The following is a 21,373-nucleotide window of genomic DNA, read 5'->3' as shown; positions in this document are numbered from 1 at the left end:
GCGGACGAACAGCACGGGGGTGGTCCATGACGCCACAGCGCAACACCGGAGCGGGCGCGGAAGCGGAACTTCCTGAGTACGCCGGCCACTATCACCTGGAGTCACGTCTGGGCTCCGGCGGCATGGGCGTGGTCCATCTGGCCCGGAGCACCTCCGGATTGAAGCTCGCGGTGAAGGTCGTACACGCCGAGTTCGCCCGGGACCGTGAGTTCAGGGGGCGTTTCCGGCAGGAGGTGGCGGCCGCGCGGAGGGTGAGCGGTGCCTTCACCGCGCCTGTCGTGGACGCCGACCCGGAGGCCGAACGGCCCTGGATGGCCACACTGTTCATTCCGGGTCCGACTCTCTCCGAGCATGTGAAGGGGAACGGCGCGATGCCGGCGGCGCAGTTGCGCCGGCTCATGGCCGGGCTCGCCGAGGCACTGCGCGACATCCATCGGGTGGGGGTCGTGCACCGGGATCTCAAGCCGAGCAACGTGCTGCTCGCCGAGGACGGGCCGAAGGTCATCGACTTCGGTATCTCCCGGCCGAAGGACAGCGAACTGCGCACGGAGACGGGGAAATTGATCGGCACGCCGCCGTTCATGGCACCCGAGCAGTTCCGGCGGCCGCGCGAGGTGGGACCGGCGGCGGACATCTTCGCCCTCGGGTCGGTGCTGGTGCATGCGGCGACCGGAAGGGGGCCGTTCGACTCCGACAGTCCGTACGTCGTCGCGTATCAGGTGGTGCACGACGAGCCGGATCTGACCGGGGTGCCGGAGAGTCTGGCGCCGCTGGTCCTTCGCTGCCTCGCGAAGGAGCCCGAGGACCGGCCGACTCCAGATGAGTTGATGCAGGAGCTCCGGTCGGTGGCCGCCTCGTACGACACGCAGGCGTTCATACCGGCGCAGCGGACGGGTGAGGACGAGCGGAGGCCGAAGGCGAGCGCCGAGCCGGCCGGAGAGCGGGCCGGAGAGCGGGCCGCCCTGGAGCAGGCCGGAGAGCCGGCCGCCGTGGAGGAGGCCGGAAGACGCCGGCGCCGGGGGAAGCGGGTGGCGGCCGTGGGCGCCGCGGCGCTCGGTCTGGCCGTGCTCGCCGCCCTGACCTTGGTACAGCTGTTCGGCGATACCCCGCACACGTCGCAGGGCGGGAACCCGCGGACGGTGTCGACGGCCTCCGGCGCCTGGGCTGCCGAACCGGTCGGGGCGGGCAAGGGGATGCCGCAATGCTCCTACGGGGCGGGGAAGTTGCTGTGCTCCCAGCCCGGTGTGGTGTTCGCCGTGGCGCCCGCCGACGGCACCCTGTTGTGGCGGCACCGGATCGCCACGCAGACCACGAGCGAACCGCCCGTGGTGTCCGCCGGTCTCGTGCAGCCGTACACGGGCGGCGGGTCACGTCTGGTGGCTCTCGCCCCCGCCTCGGGCAAGGAGGTCTGGGAGCGGCGGCTGCCCCCGGACACGACGGTCCACTACACAGGCGGCATGGCCCTGCTCACCCGTGCCGACGGGACGGTCACCGGCGTGGACGCGGCGACCGGGGACACGAAGTGGCAGCACGGGTTCGCCGGCCAGGGCGCGCCGACGTTCCTCTCGTTCCCGGGAGACTCGTCGGCCTACGCGGCCCGTACGTCCGCCGACGGCTCGAACACGCGGGTGACCGCGGTGGATCCGCGCACGGGCCGGGTGCGCTGGGATGTCCCGCTCACCGGAGCGCTGCGGCCGTTCGGTGCCGGGAACGGCTCGGTGTTCTTCCTGTCCGTCGACAGCGTCTACGGACATACCGAGGAGGTCGTCCGCTATACCCCCGCCTCGAAGGCGACGCGCCGAGTGACCTTGCCCGTCGCCCTCGACGACGCTCAGGCAACCGTACGGGGCCCCCTCGTCTACCTCCTGGGCACCGGTGGTTCCCTGCTCGCTGTCGACATGGACGCGCACAGGCAGCTGTGGCGCCTGGAGACCTCCGTGAGCCGTGGCTCGGCGCCTGTCACCGACGGCAAGAGGGTGTACTTCAGCGCCGGCGACGGGCGGCTCCTCGCCGCCGATGCGGCCGAGGGGCGGCTCGTCGGGCAGACCGCGGCCCGGCTCGGCACCCACTCGGCCCAGGTCGTGGGAGCACCGCCCGCGCCGGTCGTCGTCGGCGACCGCATCTGTGCCACCGCCCCCGACGGCACGGTCTTCGCCCTCGACGGCCGCCGCCCATCGGCCTGGTGACATGCGAAAGGGGCCGCCCCGGCAAGGAGGCGGCCCCTTCCCGTGGACCGGTCAGCCCAGCCTGGTCACGTCCCGGACCGCGCCCTTGTCCGCGCTGGTCGCCATCGCCGCGTAGGCGCGGAGGGCGGCCGAGACCTTGCGCTCGCGGTTCTTCGGGGCGAACACGCCGTCCAGGGCCTGCTCGCGCCGCGCCAGCTCCGCCTCGTCGACCAGCAGCTCGATCGTGCGGTTCGGGATGTCGATGCGGATGCGGTCGCCGTCCTGGACCAGGGCGATCGTGCCTCCGGAGGCCGCCTCGGGGGAGGCATGGCCGATGGAGAGACCGGACGTGCCGCCGGAGAAGCGGCCGTCGGTGATCAGGGCGCAGCTCTTGCCCAGGCCACGGCCCTTCAGGTACGAGGTCGGGTAGAGCATCTCCTGCATGCCGGGGCCGCCCTTGGGGCCCTCGTAGCGGATGACGACGACGTCGCCGTCCTTGACCTCCTGGGTGAGGATCCGCTGGACGGCCGCCTCCTGGGACTCACAGACCACGGCCGGGCCCTCGAAGGTCCAGATCGACTCGTCGACGCCCGCGGTCTTCACCACGCAGCCGTCCACGGCCAGGTTGCCCCTGAGGACCGCGAGGCCGCCGTCCTTGGAGTACGCGTGCTCGGCGCTGCGGATGCAGCCGTTCTCCGCGTCGTCGTCCAGGTCCTCCCAGCGCTCGGACTGGGAGAAGGCCTCGGCGGAGCGGGCGCAGCCGGGGGCCGCGTGCCACAGTTCCACGGCCTCGGGGGACGGGGAGCCGCCGCGGACGTCCCAGGTCTTCAGCCAGTCGGCGAGGGTCGGGCTGTGGACCGCGTGGACGTCCTCGTTCAGCAGGCCGGCGCGGTGCAGTTCGCCGAGGAGGGCGGGGATGCCGCCCGCGCGGTGCACGTCCTCCATGTAGTACGTGCGGTTCTTCGCGACGTTGGGCGCGACCTTGGCGAGGCAGGGGACGCGGCGGGAGACGGCGTCGATCTGCTCCAGGCCGAACGGGACGCCCGCCTCCTGGGCGGCGGCCAGCAGGTGCAGGATCGTGTTCGTGGAGCCGCCCATCGCGATGTCCAGGGCCATGGCGTTCTCGAAGGCCTGGAAAGTGGCGATGTTGAGCGGCAGGACCGTGTCGTCGTCCTGCTCGTAGTAGCGGCGGGTGAGGTCCATGACCGTGCGGCCCGCGTCCTCGTAGAGCCGGCGGCGGGCCGTGTGGGTGGCGAGGACCGAGCCGTTGCCGGGGAGGGAGAGGCCGATGGCCTCGGTCAGGCAGTTCATCGAGTTGGCGGTGAACATGCCGGAACAGCTGCCGCAGGTCGGGCAGGCGTTCTCCTCGATCCGCAGGATGTCCTCGTCGGAGATCTTGTCGTTGACCGCGTCGGAGATCGCGTCGACCAGGTCGAGGGTGCGGACCGTGCCGTCGACCAGCGTGGCACGGCCGGACTCCATCGGGCCGCCGGAGACGAAGACCGTCGGGATGTTCAGGCGCAGGGCCGCCAGCAGCATGCCCGGGGTGATCTTGTCGCAGTTGGAGATGCAGACCAGGGCGTCGGCGCAGTGGGCCTCGACCATGTACTCCACCGAGTCCGCGATCAGATCGCGGGAGGGGAGGCTGTACAGCATGCCGCCGTGGCCCATGGCGATGCCGTCGTCGACCGCGATCGTGTTGAACTCGCGCGGGATGCCACCGGCCTCCTTGATCGCCTCGCTGACGATCCGGCCGACCGGCTGCAGGTGGGTGTGGCCCGGCACGAACTCCGTGAAGGAGTTGGCGACGGCGATGACCGGCTTCCGGCCGATGTCCGCACCGGGTACACCGGAGGCGCGCATAAGGGCGCGGGCGCCCGCCATGTTGCGGCCGTGGGTGACTGTGCGGGACCTCAGCTCGGGCATCGCCGCTCGCTCCTTCGAAGACCTTCTGCCAGAGAGTTCTGACTCCCTACGAGCGTACGCCGCCACTCCAAGGACTGGACAAGGCTGTCCGGAATACGGGACGCGTATTTCACGAACCGCAGCTGTCAGGGCTGCGTCAGATGCCCCTGCACCACCGGCGCCACCCGCGCGATGATCTGCTCCAGATCCGCCGAGGCCAGCGGCTCCAGCTTGATCACGTAGCGCATCATCGCCGTGCCCACGATCTGCGCGGCCGCCAGTTCGGCCCGCAGCTCCGCGTCCGGCAGGTCCACCTGGGCCGCGACGCGGCGCAGCAGCTGGGAGGCGACGAGGCGGCGGAAGACGGCGGCGGCGGTCTCGTTGTTCACGGCGGACCGGAGGATCGCGAGAAGGGGCGCACGGGTCGTGGGGTTCTCCCAGACGCCGAGGACGAAACGGGTCAGCCGCTCCCCCACCCCCTCCAGCGGACCCTCGGCCACCGCGTTCGGCGCGTCGAGCGCGGGGGCGAAGGCGACCTCGATGGCCGCCTCGAAGACCTGTTCCTTGGTGCCGAAGTAGTGGTGGACCAGCGCGGAGTCGACCCCGGCGGCCTTGGCGATACCGCGTACGGACGTCTTTTCGTACCCGCGTTCGGAGAACTCCTCGCGGGCCGCGGTGAGGATGCGGTCGCGGGTGTCCGCGGACTCGGCGCGCGGCGGCCGTCCCCTGCGGCGCGCGGTCGCTCCGGTCATCGTCGGGGCACCTTCACGGCCGAGGCCAGGTGCTGGCGGGTGAAGGCCAGGGCCTCGGCGAGGTCGGCCTCGCGTTCGGCGCTCGACATCGCCCGCCGGGTGTTGACCTCGATGACGACATGGCCGTCGAAGCCGGTGAGCGCGAGGCGCTCCAGCAGCTCGGCGCAGGGCTGGGTGCCGCGGCCGGGGACCAGGTGCTCGTCCTTGGCCGAGCCACGGCCGTCGGCGAGGTGCACATGGCCGAGGCGGTCGCCCATGCGGTCGATCATGTCCAGCGCGTCCGTGCGGGCGGTCGCCGTGTGGCTGAGATCGATCGTGAAGTGCCGGTAGTCGTCCTTGGTGACGTCCCAGTCGGGGGCGTACGCCAGCATCTCGCGGTCGCGGTAGCGCCACGGGTACATGTTCTCGACGGCGAACCGCACGTCGGTCTCGTGCGCCATCCGCCAGATCCCGGAGACGAAGTCGCGGGCGTACTGCCGCTGCCAGCGGAAGGGCGGGTGTACGACGACGGTGTCGGCGCCCAGCTTCTCGGCGGCCGCCCTGGCCCGCTGGAGCTTGACCCAGGGGTCCGTGGACCAGACCCGCTGGGTGATCAGCAGACAGGGGGCGTGGACGGCCAGGATCGGGACGCCGTGGTAGTCGGACAGACGGCGCAGGGCCTCGATGTCCTGGCTGACCGGGTCGGTCCACACCATGACCTCGACGCCGTCGTACCCGAGGCGCGCGGCGACCTCGAAGGCCGTCGCCGTCGACTCCGGGTAGACGGAGGCCGTGGACAGCGCGATCTTCGCGAGTGCGTCCCTGACTTCAACCACGTCCGTCACCTTACGGGGTGGGGCAGTGCGGGTGCGGGGTGCCTATTCGCCGTTGTGACGTTCGCCATTCGGGCGGGTGCGGGTGCGTCGTGGCCGATCGCGCCCGCGCGGCAGAGCCGCACATCGATACGGCCCGCACCCCTTCAGGTACTCAGTCGCTTCCCATGTGATCGAGGCGCCGCAGGATCACGCCCTCGCGCAGAGCCCAGGGGCAGACCTCCAGGCTTTCCACTCCGAAAAGATCCATCGCGCCCTCGGCCACCAGCGCGCCCGCCAGAAGCTGGCCCGCGCGGCCCTCCGAGACACCGGGGAGTTCGGAGCGCTGTTCCGCCGACATCCCGGACAGGCGGGGGACCCAGGCCTCCAGGGACTCGCGCTTGAGCTCGCGCTGGGCGTAGAGGCCGTCGGCGCTGCGGGCCGCACCGGCTATGCGGGCCAGCTGCTTGAAGGTCTTGGAGGTGGCGACCACGTGGTCGGGAGCTCCGAAGCGGCTGAATTCTCCGACGGTCCTGGCGATCTGTGCGCGTACATGGCGGCGCAGGGAGCGGACGGCCTCGGGGTCGGGCGGGTCGCCGGGCAGCCAGCCGGCGGTGAGGCGGCCGGCGCCGAGCGGCAGGGAGACGGCGGTGTCCGGCTCCTCGTCGATGCCGTAGGCGATCTCAAGGGAGCCGCCGCCGATGTCCAGGACCAGCAGTTTTCCGGCGGACCAGCCGTACCAGCGGCGGACGGCGAGGAAGGTGAGCCGGGCCTCCTCCGCACCGGTGAGGACCTGGAGTCGTACGCCGGTCTGCTCCTCCACGCGTGCGAGGACGTCGTCGGCGTTGGTGGCCTCACGGACGGCGGAGGTCGCGAACGGCAGGAGGTCCTCCACGCCCTTGTCCTCGGCGGCCTGGAGCGCCTCCCGCACGACGGCGATCAGTTTGTCGACGCCGTCGTCACCGATGGCACCGCTGTCGTCGAGCAGCTGGGCGAGCCGAAGTTCGGCCTTGTGCGAATGCGCGGGCAGCGGGCGCGCGCCGGGGTGAGCGTCCACCACCAGCAGATGCACCGTGTTCGAACCCACGTCCAGGACACCGAGTCTCATGTACGGAACGCTACTGCCAGAACCCCTGTCCTCGGTCCCCGGAGCGGCCCCGGGCCACTTACCCTGGACGCGTGCCCAAGACGAAAAAGGCGAAGGACGACAAGGGAGCCAAGTCTTCCAAGTCCGGCAAGACACCCAGGAAGGCCCCGAAGGCGAGCGACGAGCAGGGGCTCGACTTCGCACGCGCATGGGTGGAGTTTCCGGATCCGGCGGACGACGAGCAGGTCTTCCGCTGCGATCTGACATGGCTGACCTCTCGCTGGAACTGCATCTTCGGCAGCGGCTGCCAGGGCATCCAGGCGGGCCGCGCGGACGACGGGTGCTGCTCGCTGGGCGCCCACTTCTCCGACGAGGACGACGAGAAGCGGGTCGCCGAGCATGTGGCGAGGCTCACCCCGGAGATCTGGCAGCACCACGACGAGGGCGTGCGGGACGGCTGGATCTCCGAGGACGACGAGGGTTCCCGGCAGACCCGGCCCTTCCAGGGCTCGTGCATCTTCCAGAACCGTCCCGGCTTCGCCGGCGGCGCGGGCTGCTCGCTGCACATCCTGGCTCTGAAGGAGGGCCGGGAGCCGCTGGAGACCAAGCCGGACGTGTGCTGGCAGCTGCCGATCCGGCGGACGTACGACTGGATCGACCGGCCCGACGACACGCGCGTGCTGCAGGTGTCGATCGGTGAGTACGACCGCCGGGGCTGGGGTCCGGGCGGCCATGACCTGCACTGGTGGTGCACGTCGGCGACCTCGGCGCACGGCGCGGGCGATCCGGTGTACGTCTCCTACCGGGCCGAGCTGACCGAGCTGATGGGCAAGGAGGGCTACGACCGCCTGGCCGAGCTGTGCGAGCAGCGGCTGGCCTCGCAGCTCCCGCTGGTGGCACCGCATCCGGCGGATCCCGAGGTGACCCGCTAGGGCCTGTCCGACGGGCTCGGACTGCCGTCGTCGCTCGGCGACGGGGACGGGCTCGGCGGATCGGACGGGGTCGGATCGCCGGGACCGGGACCCGGATCGGTCGGGGACGGGGTTTCGCTGGAGGGCGGGTCCGTGGGGGTCGAGGGCGAGGGGGTCGGGTCGGGGCTGGTGGGTGTCGAGGGCGGGGTCGGGGGGCCGCTCGGGGCGGTGCCGTAGCCGTCGATGGAGACCACGGCGCCGGACGGTGAGACCGCCACCTGTGCGTGCCAGTGGCCGGACGGCTCGCGCAGATGATCGACGTACACCTTGATCGTCAACGTCTCGCCGGGGGCGAGGGTTCCGGCGGACTGGCTGAGGTAGAGCCAGTCCACCGAGGTGGCCGCGGACCAGCGGACCGGGCCGGAACCGGAGGCGCTGAGGATGACGAGCGTGGTGTCGCCGTCGTTGCCGGCGCTGACCGTGAGCCGTCCCCCGCCCTTCCTGTCTCCTCCGGAGACGCTGATGACCTCCACCGAGACGTCGGACGTGCCGTCCTCGGCGTCCTCGGCGTCCTTGCCGGGGGTGCCGGTGGGTTTCACTCTGGCGTTCCCGGCGTTCTCGTAGCCGCCTACGGGGTCGCTGCCGAGCGCGTCGGGGCTCTGCGCCTCGCGCGCGGTGGCCGCACGGCCGTCCGCGTCGGTGGCCGGCGTGCCCCGGTAGGCGGCCCACAGGGCGAGCACGGGGGCCGCGACGACGGTGGCGACGACGGTCGTGGTGACGGCACGCGCGCGCAGGCGGTCACGGCGGGCCGCACGGTCCTTGGGGTCCATCGGGAAGCCGCGCCGGTCGAAGCGGGGTACGGCGGCGCCCCGCGCGCGCGGATGGTGCGCGAGAGCGATGTGCAGGGCCGCGCGGGGGGCCTCCAGGACGGGCAGCTCGGCCGGGGTGATGGTGGCGCCGGGCCAGCGGCCGGCCGTCGCGCGCTCGGCGGTACGGCGGCAGCGCGGGCAGTCGTCGACGTGCCGGACCAGCTCGCGGCGCAGGGCCGCGCTGAGGACGAGCTGGCTGTCTCCGGTGAGATGGGCCACGCTCGGACAGCCGCCGGTCTCGACCACGGCGAGCGCGGCGCGGGTGCGCTCCACCTCGCAGGCCGCGGAGGCCAGCAGCTCGCGCGCGGTGGCGGGCTCCATGCCGAGCACGGCGGCGACCTCGTGGGCGGCGAGGTGGTGGCGGACGGCCAGTTCGAGGGCCTCGCGCTGCTCGGGGGTGGTACCGGCCGCCTCCGGCCAGGCGAGCAGGGCGAGTTCGCGGCGCCGCTGCTCCTGGACCTCGGGGGAGACGGGCTGATCGGGCACCTGTTCCGCGGCTGCGGGACGGCCCGCCGCATGGGTGGCCTGACGTTTCTGCTTGGCCTCGGCGAGCCCGCGCAGGCACGCCCAGCGGGCCAGCGCGTACAGCCAGGCCCTGCGGTCCGCCGCGGCCTCCGGGACACGCTGTCCGCGCCGCTCGGCCAGCGCCAGGACGTCCCCGAGGGCGGCGGTGGCCGCGCCGTGGTCGCACAGCACCGACAGGCAGTAGGTGAACAGACCGTCCAGGTACGGCTCGTAGCGCGCCGGCGGCCGCTGGGCGAGCGTGCGCGCTGCCGCTCGGTCACGCGCCTCGCGGTGCGCACGGTGCGCTCCGGGGCTGCGGGTCGTGGTCTCCGGACTGCTGCTCATCACCCGTGCGACCGTAGGCGGCGGTGGAGTGCCCCTTCTTGCACCTTGAGCACTTTTAATCCGTACGGGTGAAACGATCCCTCATAAGGGGACAGGACCCCCTTGTCCCATGGCTCGAACCCGACAGGTGGTGGCCGATACCGGTCCACCCATATGCGCCCCGAGGGGGCGTTGTCAGTGCCGCGGGCTACGGTTTCCGCATGGCTGCCCGTACCAAGACCACCAAGGACCGACCGTCCTACCGCTGCACCGAGTGCGGCTGGCAGACGGCCAAGTGGCTCGGCCGCTGCCCCGAGTGCCAGGCCTGGGGCACGATCGACGAGTACGGCACGCCCGCGGTCCGTACGACGGCACCGGGCCGCGTCACGACGTCCGCGGTGCCCATCGGCCAGGTCGACGGCCGCCAGGCCGCCGCCCGCTCGACCAGCGTGCCGGAGCTGGACCGGGTGCTCGGCGGGGGTCTGGTGCCCGGCGCGGTCGTGCTGCTCGCGGGCGAGCCCGGCGTCGGCAAGTCCACCCTGCTGCTGGACGTGGCGGCCAAGTCCGCGAGCGCGGAGCACCCGACCCTCTATGTGACCGGCGAGGAGTCGGCGAGCCAGGTGCGGATGCGCGCCGACCGCATCGGCGCTCTGGACGACCACCTGTATCTGGCCGCCGAGACCGATCTGGCGGCCGTCCTCGGCCACTTGGACGCGGTCAAGCCGTCCCTGCTGATCCTGGACTCGGTGCAGACGGTGGCCTCCCCGGAGATCGACGGCGCGCCCGGCGGCATGGCCCAGGTCCGCGAGGTGGCCGGTGCCCTGATCCGCGCCTCCAAGGAGCGCGGGATGTCCACGCTGCTGGTGGGCCACGTCACCAAGGACGGCGCGATCGCCGGCCCCCGGCTGCTGGAGCACCTGGTGGACGTCGTCCTGCACTTCGAGGGCGACCGGCACGCGCGCCTGCGCCTGGTGCGCGGCGTGAAGAACCGCTACGGCGCCACGGACGAGGTCGGCTGCTTCGAACTGCACGACGAGGGCATTACGGGCCTTGCGGACCCGAGCGGACTTTTCCTGACCCGTCGTGACGAACCGGTCCCCGGCACCTGCCTGACGGTCACCCTGGAGGGCCGCCGCCCGCTGGTGGCGGAGGTGCAGGCGCTGACCGTGGACTCCCAGATCCCCTCCCCGCGCCGGACCACCTCCGGCCTGGAGACCTCCCGGGTGTCGATGATGCTCGCGGTGCTGGAGCAGCGCGGCCGGATCAGCGCGCTCGGCAAGCGGGACATCTACTCGGCGACCGTGGGCGGCGTGAAGCTGTCGGAGCCCGCCGCCGACCTCGCGATCGCCCTCGCCCTCGCCTCGGCAGCCAGCGACACCCCCCTCCCCAAGAACCTCGTCGCGATCGGCGAGGTGGGCCTGGCGGGCGAGGTGAGACGGGTCACGGGCGTGCAGCGCAGGCTCGCCGAGGCGCACCGGCTGGGCTTCACGCACGCGCTCGTGCCGGGCGATCCGGGCAAGGTCCCGGCCGGTATGAAGGTCCTGGAAGTCGCCGACATGGGGGACGCCCTCAGGGTCCTGCCGCGCTCCCGTCGCCGAGAGGCCCCACGGGAGTCGGAGGACCGCCGGTAGACTTTGCCCAGGTCTCGCCCGTCCGTACGAACAGAGTGCGCGAAACGGGAGCGCCCCAGAACCTGCGACCGGAGGAGTGCAGTGGCAGCCAACGACCGGGCGGCAGCTCCCGGAAAGTCCGGTGGGAGTTCCGGTGCCGAGGGCCTGATGCGTGCCGCGCTGAGCGCGGTGGCTCCGGGCACGGCCCTGCGGGACGGCCTCGAGCGGGTTCTCCGCGGCAACACCGGCGGGCTCATCGTGCTCGGCTCCGACAAGACCGTCGAGACGATGTGCACGGGCGGGTTCGTCCTGGACGTCGAGTTCACGGCCACGCGCCTGCGTGAGCTGTGCAAGCTCGACGGCGGCATCGTGGTCTCCTCCGACCTGTCGAAGATCCTGCGGGCCGGCGTGCAACTGGTGCCGGATCCGACGATCCCGACGGAGGAGACGGGTACGCGTCACCGGACGGCGGACCGGGTCTCGAAGCAGGTCGGCTTCCCCGTGGTGTCGGTCTCCCAGTCCATGCGGCTGATCGCCCTGTACGTCGACGGGCAGCGGCGCGTGCTGGAGGATTCGGCGGCGATCCTGTCCCGGGCGAACCAGGCGCTGGCCACCCTGGAGCGGTACAAGCTCCGGCTGGACGAGGTCGCGGGCACGCTGTCGGCGCTGGAGATCGAGGACCTGGTGACGGTCCGGGACGTGTCGGCGGTCGCCCAGCGTCTGGAGATGGTCCGGCGCATCGCCACCGAAATCGCTGAATACGTGGTCGAACTGGGCACGGACGGTCGCCTTCTGGCACTCCAGCTGGAGGAGCTGATCGCCGGCGTGGAGCCCGACCGCGAGCTGGTCGTCCGGGACTACGTCCCCGAGCCCACGGCGAAGCGCTCCCGCACGGTCGAGGAGGCGCTCGCCGAGCTGGACGCCCTCACCCACGCGGAACTGCTGGAGCTGGGCACGGTGGCTCGGGCGCTGGGCTACACGGGCTCGCCCGAGACCCTCGACTCGGCGGTCTCCCCGCGCGGCTTCCGCCTGCTGGCCAAGGTGCCGCGCCTCCCCGGCGCCATCATCGACCGCCTGGTGGAGCACTTCGGCGGCCTCCAGAAGCTGCTCGCCGCCAGCGTGGACGACCTGCAGACGGTGGACGGAGTCGGAGAGGCCCGCGCACGGAGCGTCCGCGAGGGCCTGTCGCGGCTGGCCGAGTCGTCGATCCTGGAGCGGTACGTCTGATCCGGGGGCTGCCGGGCCCGACGTGACGGCGGGCCCCGCGGCCCCGGGACCGGTCGCGCGGTTCCCCGCGCTCCTGGGGCGTCGCAGCGCCGTCGGCCGCAAGGCACCGTACGCACCTGGGGCCGGCCTCGCCGTGCCCCGGCCGTCAGCAGCAGACTCTCGCTAGTCCGCCGACAGCACGAACGACGTCTGGCCCTTCGCGAAGCCCGGCGCCCGGGCCTCCAGCAGGTACGTCCCGGGCTTGGCCGACCCCGTCGGAGGAGTCGCGCACTGCGGAGCGCTCGGCTTGCGGTCCCACTTCACGGTGTAGGTGATGCTCTGTCCCGCGGGCACCCGGAACACCAGGCTCGCGGCACCCTTCGGGCAGTCGGCCGAAGACCAGTAGTCGTCACTGCCGTCCGCCGGCGTGATCGTCAACACCGCGCTCTTCGGCCCGAGATCGACCTTGCAGTCACCGGACGACGTGTTCTTCACCATGAGTTCGAAGGTGGGCGTCTGGTCCGGCGAGTACGAGTTGTGCCGGCTGCGCAGGCTCAACGTGACCGCCCCGGCCGTGCAGTTGGACAGCGACGAGGACGCCGGCAGTGTGTCGCCCGTACCGACGCTTCCGCCGCCGGCCCCCGAGCCGCCGCCGGAACCCGTGGCACCGGAGCCGCCCTTTCCGTCCGAACCTGAACCGTCGCCCGACCCCGGCCCGCTGCCGCCGGTGTCCCCGCCGCCCGACTCGTCGCGTCCGCCCGGATGTTGGCTGATGGCGGAGCCGGACGGGGACGGCCCCGGCGTGATGGTGGACGCGGGGTTCTTGCCGCCGGACGCGTCGGTGTCCTTCTTTCCGCCCCCGCCGCCGGCCGTGACGATCCAGGTGACCAGCAGCGCCAACAGGGCTGCCACAGACACCAGTACGACCCTCCGTCGCCAGTAGATGGAGGAGGGAAGCGGCCCGACCGGATTGCGCAGAGATCCCACGGCGCAAACTGTACGAGAGATCGGCGCGCTTGCTTGCGCCACCCCGCCGCCCCGGCCCCAACTTTTCCGGATCATCATCCCGGCAACTGTCGCGGGAAAAAGGGTCCTTCACTCAACGCGATCCGACGCAACGCTCCGCAATCGCGCCGTCGTCAGCATGCCCGGCCGACCCGTGGCAGGATCGGAAGGCCATGACTGAGACGCTGCACACCCCCGTGATCTCCTGGTTCGACTCCCACGCCCGCGACCTCCCCTGGCGCCGCCCGGAGGCGGGCCCGTGGGGCGTGATGGTCAGCGAGTTCATGCTCCAGCAGACCCCGGTGAGCCGGGTCCTGCCCGTCTACGAGCAGTGGCTCGCCCGCTGGCCGCGCCCCGCCGACCTCGCCGCGGACGCTCCCGGAGAAGCGGTGCGCGCCTGGGGCCGGCTCGGCTACCCGCGCCGGGCCCTGCGTCTGCACGGCGCCGCGCTCGCCATAACGGAGCGGCACGGCGGGGACGTACCGACGGATCACACCCAGCTGCTGGCACTGCCCGGCATCGGCGAGTACACGGCCGCGGCGGTGGCCTCCTTCGCGTACGGGCAGCGGCACCCGGTGCTGGACACGAACGTGCGCCGGGTCTTCGCGCGGGCGGTGACCGGGGTCCAGTACCCGCCGAACGCCACCACGGCCGCCGAACGCCGTCTGGCCCGCGAGCTGCTGCCCGAGGACGAGCGGACGGCCGCGCGCTGGGCCGCCGCCTCCATGGAGCTGGGCGCGCTGGTGTGCACGGCGAAGAACGAGGGCTGCCACCGCTGCCCGATCGCCGCGCAGTGCGCCTGGCGGCTGGCGGGCAAGCCGGAGCACGACGGACCGCCGCGCCGCGGGCAGACGTACGCCGGCACGGACCGCCAGGTGCGCGGCAAGCTGCTCGCCGTGCTGCGGGAGGCGCGTGTACCGGTGCCGCAGGCGGCGCTGGACCGGGTGTGGCACGAGCCGGTGCAGCGCGCCCGCGCGCTCGACGGGCTCGTCACGGACGGTCTGGTGGAGCCGCTGCAGGGCGGCCTGTACCGGCTGCCGCTGACCTGACACACAGCCAAGTCACAGCCCGAGGGCTTTCGTTACGGCCCATCTGCCGCACAAAGCGCCCTATAACTGGACATAAGAGTCGCCGCCCCTACCCCGGACCTACTTCCGTTACACAACCGACGGACAGCCGATTGCTAGCCGCAGGCTGCTCCGCACAGCCCCGTGACAACAGCTCCGTAACTTCTTGTTCGTGCCCGGCAGACCACGGGACAGCAGGACAGCGGGACTTCAGGCGCGAGCCGGAGTAAACGGGGAACGGAGGCGGTTGATCATGGCGCACGGCGAGGTGCTCGAGTTCGAGGAGTACGTCCGCACTCGGCAGGACGCGCTGCTGCGCAGCGCCCGCCGGCTGGTCCCGGACCCGATCGACGCACAGGACCTGCTGCAGACCGCGCTGGTGCGCACGTACGGCCGCTGGGAGGGCATCGCCGACAAGCGGCTCGCGGACGCCTATCTGCGCCGGGTGATGATCAACACCCGTACCGAGTGGTGGCGGGCACGCAAGCTGGAGGAGGTCCCCACCGAGCAGCTGCCGGAGGCGTCCGTGGACGACTCCACCGAGCAGCACGCCGACCGGGCTCTGCTCATGGACATCATGAAGGTTCTCGCTCCGAAGCAGCGCAGCGTCGTCGTGCTGCGACACTGGGAGCAGATGTCCACGGAGGAGACGGCCGCCGCCCTCGGCATGTCGGCCGGTACGGTCAAGAGCACGCTGCACCGGGCGCTCGCCCGGCTCCGCGAGGAGCTGGAGGCGCGCGATCTGGACGCACGCGCGCTGGAGCGTGAGGAGCGGGAGCGTTGCGCGGCCTGACCGGGGCCGGGCCCAGCCGGGCCCGAAGCAGTTCAATGGCGGTGATCGCGGCGGCGGCCGCAATCGCCGCCCTCGCCCTTTTCGTCGCCGCCTGCGGCACCGGAGGCACGGGCGCCCGGGACGAGGGCCCGGCGCACGCTTCCGCGGTGGCGGGCGCCGTCGCCTCCCCTGCTCCCAGCCCCTCCGACTCCTATCGGCGCGTGGACGCTGTCGCACTGCTGAAGCAGGACCCCGCGGTCGCGGCCTCGGTCAAACGTGACCTGAAGCCGTGCAACGGCGACGACTACCCCGTCGACGTCTCCTACGGCGACCTGACCGGCGGCCCGGTGGACGACGTCGTCGTCAATGTGCTGACCTGTGCCGACGCGGTGGGCATCGGCTCGTACGTGTACCGGGACGAGAACGGCACGTACACGAACGTCTTCAAGACCGAGGAATCCCCGGTCTACGCGGAGATCGAGCAGGGCGTCCTGACGGTGACCAAGCAGTTCTACCGGAAGGGCGACCCGATCGTGAGCCCGTCCGGCGAGGACGTGACCCCCTACCGGTGGAAGGCGGGGAACTTCGTCCCGGGAAAGGCCGTCCGCAGGCTCTACAGCAACTCCGCGGGCGAGGGCACCTCGGCCGCGCCGGACAACTGACCGACCACTAGCACACGAGGACTGAGAGCACCGGGATGGCAGACCAGACCCACGTTCTGTTCGTCGAGGACGACGACGTCATCCGCGAGGCCACCCAGCTCGCCCTGGAGCGGGACGGCTTCGCGGTCACCGCCATGCCCGACGGCCTGTCGGGCCTGGACGCGTTCCGGACGAACCGGCCGGACATCGCGCTGCTCGACGTGATGGTGCCCGGTCTCGACGGGGTCAGCCTGTGCCGCCGTATCCGCGACGAGTCGACCGTGCCGGTGATCATGCTGTCGGCGCGCGCCGACTCCATCGACGTCGTGCTCGGTCTGGAGGCGGGTGCCGACGACTACGTCACCAAGCCGTTCGACGGTGCCGTCCTGGTCGCCCGGATCCGCGCCGTGCTGCGCCGCTTCGGGCACGCCGCCGGGGCCGCGCACGCCGAGGATTCCCTCGCCCAGGTCAACGGCGGCCCGCTGACCTTCGGCGACCTGGAGATCGACACCGAGGGCATGGAGGTGCGCCGGTCCGGGCAGCCGGTGGCGCTGACCCCGACCGAGATGCGGCTGTTGCTGGAGTTCTCCACCGCGCCCGGCACCGTGCTCTCCCGCGACAAGCTGCTGGAGCGGGTGTGGGACTACGGCTGGGGCGGTGACACCCGGGTCGTGGACGTCCATGTGCAGCGGCTGCGCCAGAAGATCGGCCAGGACCGGATCGAGACGGTCCGCGGCTTCGGCTACAAGTTGAAGGCCTGAGCGGGGCGGTCATGCGGGGGTTCATTCGACGGCCGATGCGGCGGGTGGAGCGCGCGGGTCTGAAGACCGGGCTCAGATGGAAGCTCAGCGCGGCGATCGCCCTGGTCGCGGGACTGGTGGCGATAGCGCTCAGCCTGGTCGTGCACAACGCTGCCCGGGTTTCGATGCTGGACAACGCGCGCGATCTGGCCAACGAGCGCGTTCAGCTCGCCCAGGGCTACTACGAGCGGTACCGGCGGTCGAACTTCCCCGATATCAAGATCGACGACCCCGGGCTGCCGCCTGCCCTGCGCGAGAAGGTCGAGGAGGGCCGCCGGGCCAGCGACGTCTCGGACCACGGCGGAGGACCGCCGGACATCTGGGCGGCCGTTCCGGCCAAGGACGGCCATGTGCTGTCCCTGCACAGCCGCTTCCCTGACCGCTCCACGAACGTGCTGAAGGATCTCGACCAGGCTCTGGTCATCGGTTCCATCGCGGTCGTGTTCGGCGGCAGCGCACTCGGTGTGCTGATCGGTGGTCAGCTCTCCCGGCGGCTGCGCAAGGCGGCGGCAGCGGCGGGCCAGGTCGCCAACGGCGAGACGAACGTACGGGTGCGGGAGGCCATCGGCGGGGTCGTACGGGACGAGACCGACGATCTCGCGCGCGCGGTGGACGCCATGGCGGACGCGCTGCGGCAGCGCCTGGAGGCCGAGCGGCGGGTCACCGCCGACATCGCGCACGAGCTGCGCACCCCGGTGACCGGCCTGCTGACCGCGGCCGAACTGCTGCCGCCCGGCCGCCCCACCGAACTCGTCCTGGACCGGGCGAAGGCGATGCGCACCCTGGTCGAGGACGTCCTGGAGGTGGCCCGGCTGGACAGCGCCTCCGAGCGGGCCGAGCTGCAGGACATCGTGCTGGGCGAGTTCGTGGCCCGGCGCGTGGCCGCCAAGGACCCGGAGATCGTCGTACGGGTGGTGCACGAGTCGGAGGTCACCACCGACCCGCGCCGTCTGGAGCGGGTGCTGCTGAACCTGATCACCAACGCCGCCCGGCACGGCAGGCCGCCGATCGAAGTCACCGTCGAGGGCCGGGTCATCCGCGTCCGCGACCATGGTCCCGGCTTCCCCGAGGCACTGCTCGCCGAGGGGCCCAGCCGTTTCCGCACCGGCAGCATGGATCGCGCCGGCGTGGGCCACGGCCTGGGCCTGACCATCGCGGCCGGCCAGGCCCGGGTGCTGGGCGCCCGCCTGACCTTCCGCAACGTCCGGCCCGTCGGCGCCCCCGCCCACATCCCGGCGGAGGGCGCGGTGGCCGTCCTCTGGCTCCCGGAACACGCACCCACCAACACCGGCAGCTATCCGATGCTGCCGGTGTCCGGGGGCACCGGCTGAGGCGGGAGCCCTCGGAGGCGACGTCCTCAAGCGGTCGCCACGAGCAGCTCCTCCCCGCGTGACGGCCGAAGGCCGTCCGCCCTGCCGGCGAAGTACCGCTCGGTCAGTTCCTCGGCCGTCACATGGCGGACCTCGCTGAATCCGGCCTCGCGGGCCAGGGCCAGTATCTGCGGCGGTGTGAAGAAGCTGAGGAAGGGTGTCCCGGCGGCACGGGCGCCGTCCACGGCCGCCCGCAGCTGCGCACGCTGCTCCGGCTCGACGTCCTCGGGCGGCCGCAGGAAGGTCGTGACCAGCGTGGAGCCCGCGGCGAGCGTGGCGACCAGCCGGAACGTGGCCTCGACCGCTTCCCTGGTGAGGTACATCGTGACACCGGTGGAGGCCACCACCGCCGGCCGGCCGGGATCCAGGCCGGCCGTGACCAGCTGCCCCCACCAGTCCCCCTCGAAGTCGACCGGCACCAGCCGCAGCCACTCGGGGACGTCGTACCCGAGCTCGGCCAGCCGCTGTCTCTTCCAGGCCTGCGGTCCCGGCCGGTCGGCCTCGAACACCCGGAGCGTGGAGGCGACCTCGGGCCGGCGCTGGGCGAAGGTGTCCAGTCCGGCCCCCAGCAGGACGTACTGGTCGACGCCCCGCTCGGCCCGGTCCACGACGAGGTCCTCCACGAAGCGGGCGCGGGCCGCGATGGACGCGCGGGTGCGCCGCGTGGCCTCCGCGTCCATGTCCGGGCGGGCGCGCCAGCCCTGGTCCGGGGGCGCCAGCCGGAGCCCGATCTCGTCCTCGATCACATGCGGCGGCGGATCGACCTGGACGTGCAGGGCCCGCCACAGGGCCACCCGCACGGCCGTGTGGTCCGCCGCGGCCGGCTGCCCGTGCGTCTGCCCGTGCGTCTGCTCATGCATACCGTTCCTCCCCGTCGGCCGGTCAGCGGAAGTCCTTCGAGAAGTCCAGCTCCTCGCTGCGCTCGGTCAGGGAGTACCAGTTGCCGTTGTCGTCCCGGAAGATCGCCTCGATGCCGTACGGCCGCTCCTGCGGCTCCTGGAGGAATTCCACGCCGCGTGCCCTGAAGGTCTCGTAGTCCGCGCGGCAGTCGTCCGTACGGAAGGCCCCGGCCCCCAGTACCCCCTTGGCGACCAGCTTCTTCAGCGCCTCGGCGGACTCGGGGTCGAGTCCCGGGCCGTCCAGGCTCATCAGGGCCAGCTCCACGCCGGGCTGGTCCTTGGCTCCGACGGTGACCCAGCGCATGTCACCCATCGCGAGGTCGCTGCACACCTCGAGGCCCAGCTTCTCGGTGAAGAAGGCCTTGGTCCGCTGCTGGTCGAAGGTCCATACGGTGGTGATGCCCAGGCCCTTGATCATGGCTCCGCTCTCCTGTCGGCAGGCTGCTGTTCCTGCTCGTCACCGTAGGCAGGGGCGGGCTCGGCACGCTTCCTCAAAGTTGCGGTGTTGAAGCCGCCGGCCCAGAGCATGGCGTAGCAGCCGGGTATGAGGGAGGCCCCGCGGCCGACGTGCTTCGCGCGGTACTCGCTCGGGGTGAGGCCGGTGCGGGCCTTGAAGCCGGCCGAGAAGGTGCCGAGGCTGCTGAAGCCGACGAGGGTGCAGATCTCGGTCACCGTGAGGTTGGCGCCGCGCAGCATCTCCTCGGCCCGCTCGATCCTGCGGTGGATCAGATACTGCCCGGGCGTCTCGCCGTACGCGTCCTTGAAGGCGCGCAGGAAGTGATACCGCGAGTACCCGGCATGTGCGGCCACCGCGTCCAGATCCAGCGCAGGGTCGGCCCAGTCACGGTCCATGGCGTCCTTGGCCAGACGCAACCGGCGCATCTTGTCCATGCAGACGATGCTGACACGCGGCACTGACAACAGGCGGGCACGGCGAAGGCCCCCCGGCACCGACAACGGCCGGGCACGGCGAAGGCCCCCCGGGGCGGACACCGGCCGGGGGGCCTTCACCTCCAAGTCGTGCTCAGACGGCTTCGATCATCTGCACCGGAGCAGCGTCCGCGCTCTCCGCGGAGGGCTTCTGCGGGCCGCCCTTGAGCGGCACCTCCTTGACGAACAGCGAGGCGATCAGCACGGGCACCGCGATCGCCGCGCCCAGCAGGAACGCCGAGTGCGTACCGGCGGACACCGCGTGCTGATAGGCCTCCCGCGCCGCCGCCGGCAGCTTCGCCAGGCTCGCCGCGTCCAGCTGGGCCGACTGCTCGGTGGCCTTGGAGCCCAGCGCACCGGCGCGCTCGGTCATGACGTCCTGGACCCGGTGGTTGAACAGCGCGCCCATGATGGCCACACCGAAGGAGGAGCCGAGCGTACGGAACAGGGTGGTGGACGAGGATGCCACGCCCATGTCCTTCATCTGCACGCTGTTCTGCGCCACCAGCATGGTGATCTGCATCAGACAGCCCATGCCCGCACCGACCACGGCCATGTAGATGCCGGAGGTCAGCCGCGTGGTGCCGGTGTCCATCAGCGACAGCAGGTAGAGGCCGACGATCATCAGCGCTCCGCCGACGATCGGGAAGACCTTGTAGCGGCCGCTGTTGGTGGTGACCCGCCCGGCGACCATCGAGGTCACGAGCATCGCGCCGAGCATCGGCAGGAGCAGCAGGCCCGAGTTGGTCGCGGAGGCGCCCTGTACCGACTGCTGGTACAGCGGCAGGAAGAGCGTGGCCCCGAACATCACGAACCCGGTGATGAAGCCGATGATGGACATCAGGGTGAAGTTGCGGCTGCGGAAGATGTGCAGCGGCAGCACCGGCTCGGTGGCCCTGGTCTGCCAGAACACGAACCCGACCAGCGCGGCCACGCCGATGCCGATCAGCTCCATGATCCGCGCGGACGTCCAGGCGTACTCGCTGCCGCCCCAGGTGGTGACCAGCACGATGGAGGTGATGCCGACGGTCAGCAGGACGACGCCGAGGTAGTCGATGCCCGCCTTGGCCCGCTTCTTCGGCAGGTGCAGCACGGCGGTGACCAGCGCCAGCGCCACGGCGCCGAGCGGCAGGTTGATGTAGAAGGCCCAGCGCCAGCCCCAGTTGTCGGTGATGGTGCCGCCGACCAGCGGGCCGCCGATCATCGCCAGCGCCATGACGCCGGCCATCATGCCCTGGTACTTGCCGCGCTCCCGCGGCGGTATGAGATCGCCGATGATCGCCATGACGCCGACCATCAGACCGCCGGCGCCGAGGCCCTGAACGGCCCGGAACCCGATCAGCTGACCCATGTCCTGGGCCATGCCGCTCAGCGCGGAGCCGATCAGGAAGATCACTATCGAGCTGAGGAAGGCGCCCTTGCGCCCGTACATGTCCCCGAGCTTGCCCCAGACCGGGGTCGAGGCCGCGGTCGCCAGGGTGTACCCGGTCACGACCCACGACAGATGCTGCAGACCGCCCAGCTCGCCCACGATCGTCGGCATAGCCGTACCCACGATCATGTTGTCGAGCATCGCGAGCATCATCGCGATCATGAGCGCGAGCAGGACCACGCGCACGCTCTTCGGCTGTTTCTCCGGCTGGTCGGGTGTCCCCTGGCCCGTCACGGCCGCCTCCGTGTCCGCCATTTCTCCCACTCCCCCTGGCGACTCCTACTTACTTGCCGCCCGGCTAGTTCAGTACACTGGGAAGGTAGACCTGTCACT

The 21,373-nt window shown here is 71.7% G+C and carries 19 protein-coding genes; 9 read left to right on the top strand and 10 right to left on the bottom strand.

Annotated features, from left to right (window positions below; genetic code table 11):
* Window positions 1-26: 26 nt before the first annotated feature.
* On the top strand, window positions 27-2,186 hold the full coding sequence (locus tag ACIRU3_RS27340) for a serine/threonine-protein kinase (protein WP_404061237.1): 2,160 nt from the start codon (window positions 27-29) through the stop codon (window positions 2,184-2,186).
* A gap of 51 nt (window positions 2,187-2,237) precedes the next feature.
* Here ACIRU3_RS27340 and ilvD read toward each other — a convergent pair whose 3' ends face one another.
* From ilvD to ACIRU3_RS27320, 4 genes are all read right to left on the bottom strand, one after another.
* Window positions 2,238-4,091 carry a dihydroxy-acid dehydratase gene (gene ilvD, locus ACIRU3_RS27335; protein ID WP_404061234.1) on the bottom strand — a complete coding sequence of 618 codons (1,854 nt, stop codon included), beginning with the start codon at window positions 4,089-4,091 and terminating at the stop codon, window positions 2,238-2,240.
* Between the two features lie 125 nt (window positions 4,092-4,216).
* Window positions 4,217-4,822 carry a TetR family transcriptional regulator gene (locus tag ACIRU3_RS27330; protein WP_404061231.1) on the bottom strand — a complete coding sequence of 202 codons (606 nt, stop codon included), beginning with the start codon at window positions 4,820-4,822 and terminating at the stop codon, window positions 4,217-4,219.
* Window positions 4,819-5,646, bottom strand: coding sequence for a sugar phosphate isomerase/epimerase family protein (locus tag ACIRU3_RS27325; protein WP_404061228.1), 828 nt, complete (start codon window positions 5,644-5,646; stop codon window positions 4,819-4,821). Before ACIRU3_RS27325 ends, ACIRU3_RS27330 begins: the two co-directional genes overlap by 4 nt.
* A gap of 142 nt (window positions 5,647-5,788) precedes the next feature.
* Window positions 5,789-6,721 (bottom strand): Ppx/GppA family phosphatase, encoded by a 933-nt coding sequence (locus ACIRU3_RS27320; protein ID WP_404061226.1) that lies wholly within the window; start codon window positions 6,719-6,721, stop codon window positions 5,789-5,791.
* Window positions 6,722-6,792: 71 nt separating this feature from the next.
* On the opposite strand from ACIRU3_RS27320, the gene ACIRU3_RS27315 reads away from it, so the two are divergent.
* Window positions 6,793-7,632: a hypothetical protein gene (locus ACIRU3_RS27315; protein WP_404061223.1), complete on the top strand. Its 840-nt coding sequence runs from the start codon at window positions 6,793-6,795 to the stop codon at window positions 7,630-7,632.
* On the opposite strand, the gene ACIRU3_RS27310 is transcribed toward ACIRU3_RS27315, so the two are convergent.
* Entirely contained in the window at window positions 7,629-9,332 is a 1,704-nt protein-coding gene (locus ACIRU3_RS27310) for a hypothetical protein (RefSeq protein ID WP_404061220.1), read from the bottom strand. The genes ACIRU3_RS27315 and ACIRU3_RS27310 overlap by 4 nt on opposite strands.
* Before the next feature lie 197 nt (window positions 9,333-9,529).
* On the opposite strand from ACIRU3_RS27310, the gene radA reads away from it, so the two are divergent.
* A complete protein-coding gene (gene radA, locus ACIRU3_RS27305; protein ID WP_404061217.1) occupies window positions 9,530-10,939 on the top strand; it encodes a DNA repair protein RadA in 1,410 nt (469 codons plus the stop codon).
* An 81-nt stretch (window positions 10,940-11,020) separates the two neighbouring features.
* Window positions 11,021-12,145, top strand: coding sequence for a DNA integrity scanning diadenylate cyclase DisA (gene disA, locus ACIRU3_RS27300; RefSeq protein WP_404061214.1), 1,125 nt, complete (start codon window positions 11,021-11,023; stop codon window positions 12,143-12,145).
* A 162-nt stretch (window positions 12,146-12,307) separates the two neighbouring features.
* Here the strand turns inward: disA and ACIRU3_RS27295 are convergent, their stop codons facing one another.
* Window positions 12,308-13,111, bottom strand: coding sequence for a hypothetical protein (locus ACIRU3_RS27295; RefSeq protein WP_404061210.1), 804 nt, complete (start codon window positions 13,109-13,111; stop codon window positions 12,308-12,310).
* Window positions 13,112-13,302: 191 nt separating this feature from the next.
* On the opposite strand from ACIRU3_RS27295, the gene ACIRU3_RS27290 reads away from it, so the two are divergent.
* The 5 genes from ACIRU3_RS27290 (at window position 13,303) to cseC (ending at window position 17,740) form a co-directional block, all read left to right on the top strand.
* Window positions 13,303-14,178, top strand: a complete 876-nt coding sequence (locus ACIRU3_RS27290; protein WP_404061207.1) for an A/G-specific adenine glycosylase — start codon at window positions 13,303-13,305, stop codon at window positions 14,176-14,178.
* 271 nt (window positions 14,179-14,449) lie between these two features.
* Window positions 14,450-14,989, top strand: a complete 540-nt coding sequence (locus ACIRU3_RS27285) for a SigE family RNA polymerase sigma factor (protein WP_404061203.1) — start codon at window positions 14,450-14,452, stop codon at window positions 14,987-14,989.
* 35 nt (window positions 14,990-15,024) lie between these two features.
* Complete coding sequence (locus tag ACIRU3_RS27280; protein WP_404061200.1) at window positions 15,025-15,630, top strand: hypothetical protein; 606 nt, start codon at window positions 15,025-15,027, stop codon at window positions 15,628-15,630.
* A 35-nt stretch (window positions 15,631-15,665) separates the two neighbouring features.
* Window positions 15,666-16,370, top strand: coding sequence for a two-component system response regulator CseB (gene cseB, locus ACIRU3_RS27275; protein ID WP_404061197.1), 705 nt, complete (start codon window positions 15,666-15,668; stop codon window positions 16,368-16,370).
* A gap of 11 nt (window positions 16,371-16,381) precedes the next feature.
* Entirely contained in the window at window positions 16,382-17,740 is a 1,359-nt protein-coding gene (cseC, locus tag ACIRU3_RS27270; RefSeq protein WP_404061195.1) for a two-component system sensor histidine kinase CseC, read from the top strand.
* Between the two features lie 26 nt (window positions 17,741-17,766).
* On the opposite strand, the gene ACIRU3_RS27265 is transcribed toward cseC, so the two are convergent.
* The 4 genes from ACIRU3_RS27265 to ACIRU3_RS27250 all read right to left on the bottom strand — a co-directional run bounded on the left by ACIRU3_RS27265 (window position 17,767) and on the right by ACIRU3_RS27250 (window position 21,295).
* The gene (locus tag ACIRU3_RS27265; protein WP_404061192.1) at window positions 17,767-18,639 is read right to left on the bottom strand and encodes a class I SAM-dependent methyltransferase; all 873 of its coding nucleotides are present in this window, start codon (window positions 18,637-18,639) and stop codon (window positions 17,767-17,769) included.
* Between the two features lie 22 nt (window positions 18,640-18,661).
* Window positions 18,662-19,096 (bottom strand): VOC family protein, encoded by a 435-nt coding sequence (locus ACIRU3_RS27260; RefSeq protein WP_404061189.1) that lies wholly within the window; start codon window positions 19,094-19,096, stop codon window positions 18,662-18,664.
* Complete coding sequence (locus ACIRU3_RS27255) at window positions 19,093-19,560, bottom strand: helix-turn-helix transcriptional regulator (RefSeq protein WP_404061287.1); 468 nt, start codon at window positions 19,558-19,560, stop codon at window positions 19,093-19,095. Before ACIRU3_RS27255 ends, ACIRU3_RS27260 begins: the two co-directional genes overlap by 4 nt.
* Before the next feature lie 142 nt (window positions 19,561-19,702).
* On the bottom strand, window positions 19,703-21,295 hold the full coding sequence (locus ACIRU3_RS27250; protein WP_404061186.1) for an MDR family MFS transporter: 1,593 nt from the start codon (window positions 21,293-21,295) through the stop codon (window positions 19,703-19,705).
* Window positions 21,296-21,373: the final 78 nt, after the last annotated feature.

The organism is Streptomyces sp. NPDC101151, assembly GCF_044768335.1.
In the GTDB taxonomy this organism is placed as follows: Bacteria; Actinomycetota; Actinomycetes; order Streptomycetales; family Streptomycetaceae; genus Streptomyces.
This window is presented reverse-complemented; position numbering and strand designations above follow the sequence as displayed.

Excerpts from the sequence above, each read along its gene's own strand:
- ACIRU3_RS27340 (WP_404061237.1), top strand. The coding sequence starts at position 27 with ATGACGCCACAGCGCAACACCGGAGCGGGCGCGGAAGCGGAACTTCCT.
- ilvD (WP_404061234.1), bottom strand. The coding sequence starts at position 4,091 with ATGCCCGAGCTGAGGTCCCGCACAGTCACCCACGGCCGCAACATGGCG.
- ACIRU3_RS27330 (WP_404061231.1), bottom strand. The coding sequence starts at position 4,822 with ATGACCGGAGCGACCGCGCGCCGCAGGGGACGGCCGCCGCGCGCCGAG.
- ACIRU3_RS27320 (WP_404061226.1), bottom strand. The coding sequence starts at position 6,721 with ATGAGACTCGGTGTCCTGGACGTGGGTTCGAACACGGTGCATCTGCTG.
- radA (WP_404061217.1), top strand. The coding sequence starts at position 9,530 with ATGGCTGCCCGTACCAAGACCACCAAGGACCGACCGTCCTACCGCTGC.
- ACIRU3_RS27290 (WP_404061207.1), top strand. The coding sequence starts at position 13,303 with ATGACTGAGACGCTGCACACCCCCGTGATCTCCTGGTTCGACTCCCAC.
- ACIRU3_RS27285 (WP_404061203.1), top strand. The coding sequence starts at position 14,450 with ATGGCGCACGGCGAGGTGCTCGAGTTCGAGGAGTACGTCCGCACTCGG.
- ACIRU3_RS27280 (WP_404061200.1), top strand. The coding sequence starts at position 15,025 with ATGGCGGTGATCGCGGCGGCGGCCGCAATCGCCGCCCTCGCCCTTTTC.
- cseB (WP_404061197.1), top strand. The coding sequence starts at position 15,666 with ATGGCAGACCAGACCCACGTTCTGTTCGTCGAGGACGACGACGTCATC.
- cseC (WP_404061195.1), top strand. The coding sequence starts at position 16,382 with ATGCGGGGGTTCATTCGACGGCCGATGCGGCGGGTGGAGCGCGCGGGT.
- ACIRU3_RS27265 (WP_404061192.1), bottom strand. The coding sequence starts at position 18,639 with ATGCATGAGCAGACGCACGGGCAGACGCACGGGCAGCCGGCCGCGGCG.
- ACIRU3_RS27260 (WP_404061189.1), bottom strand. The coding sequence starts at position 19,096 with ATGATCAAGGGCCTGGGCATCACCACCGTATGGACCTTCGACCAGCAG.
- ACIRU3_RS27255 (WP_404061287.1), bottom strand. The coding sequence starts at position 19,560 with ATGCGCCGGTTGCGTCTGGCCAAGGACGCCATGGACCGTGACTGGGCC.
- ACIRU3_RS27250 (WP_404061186.1), bottom strand. The coding sequence starts at position 21,295 with ATGGCGGACACGGAGGCGGCCGTGACGGGCCAGGGGACACCCGACCAG.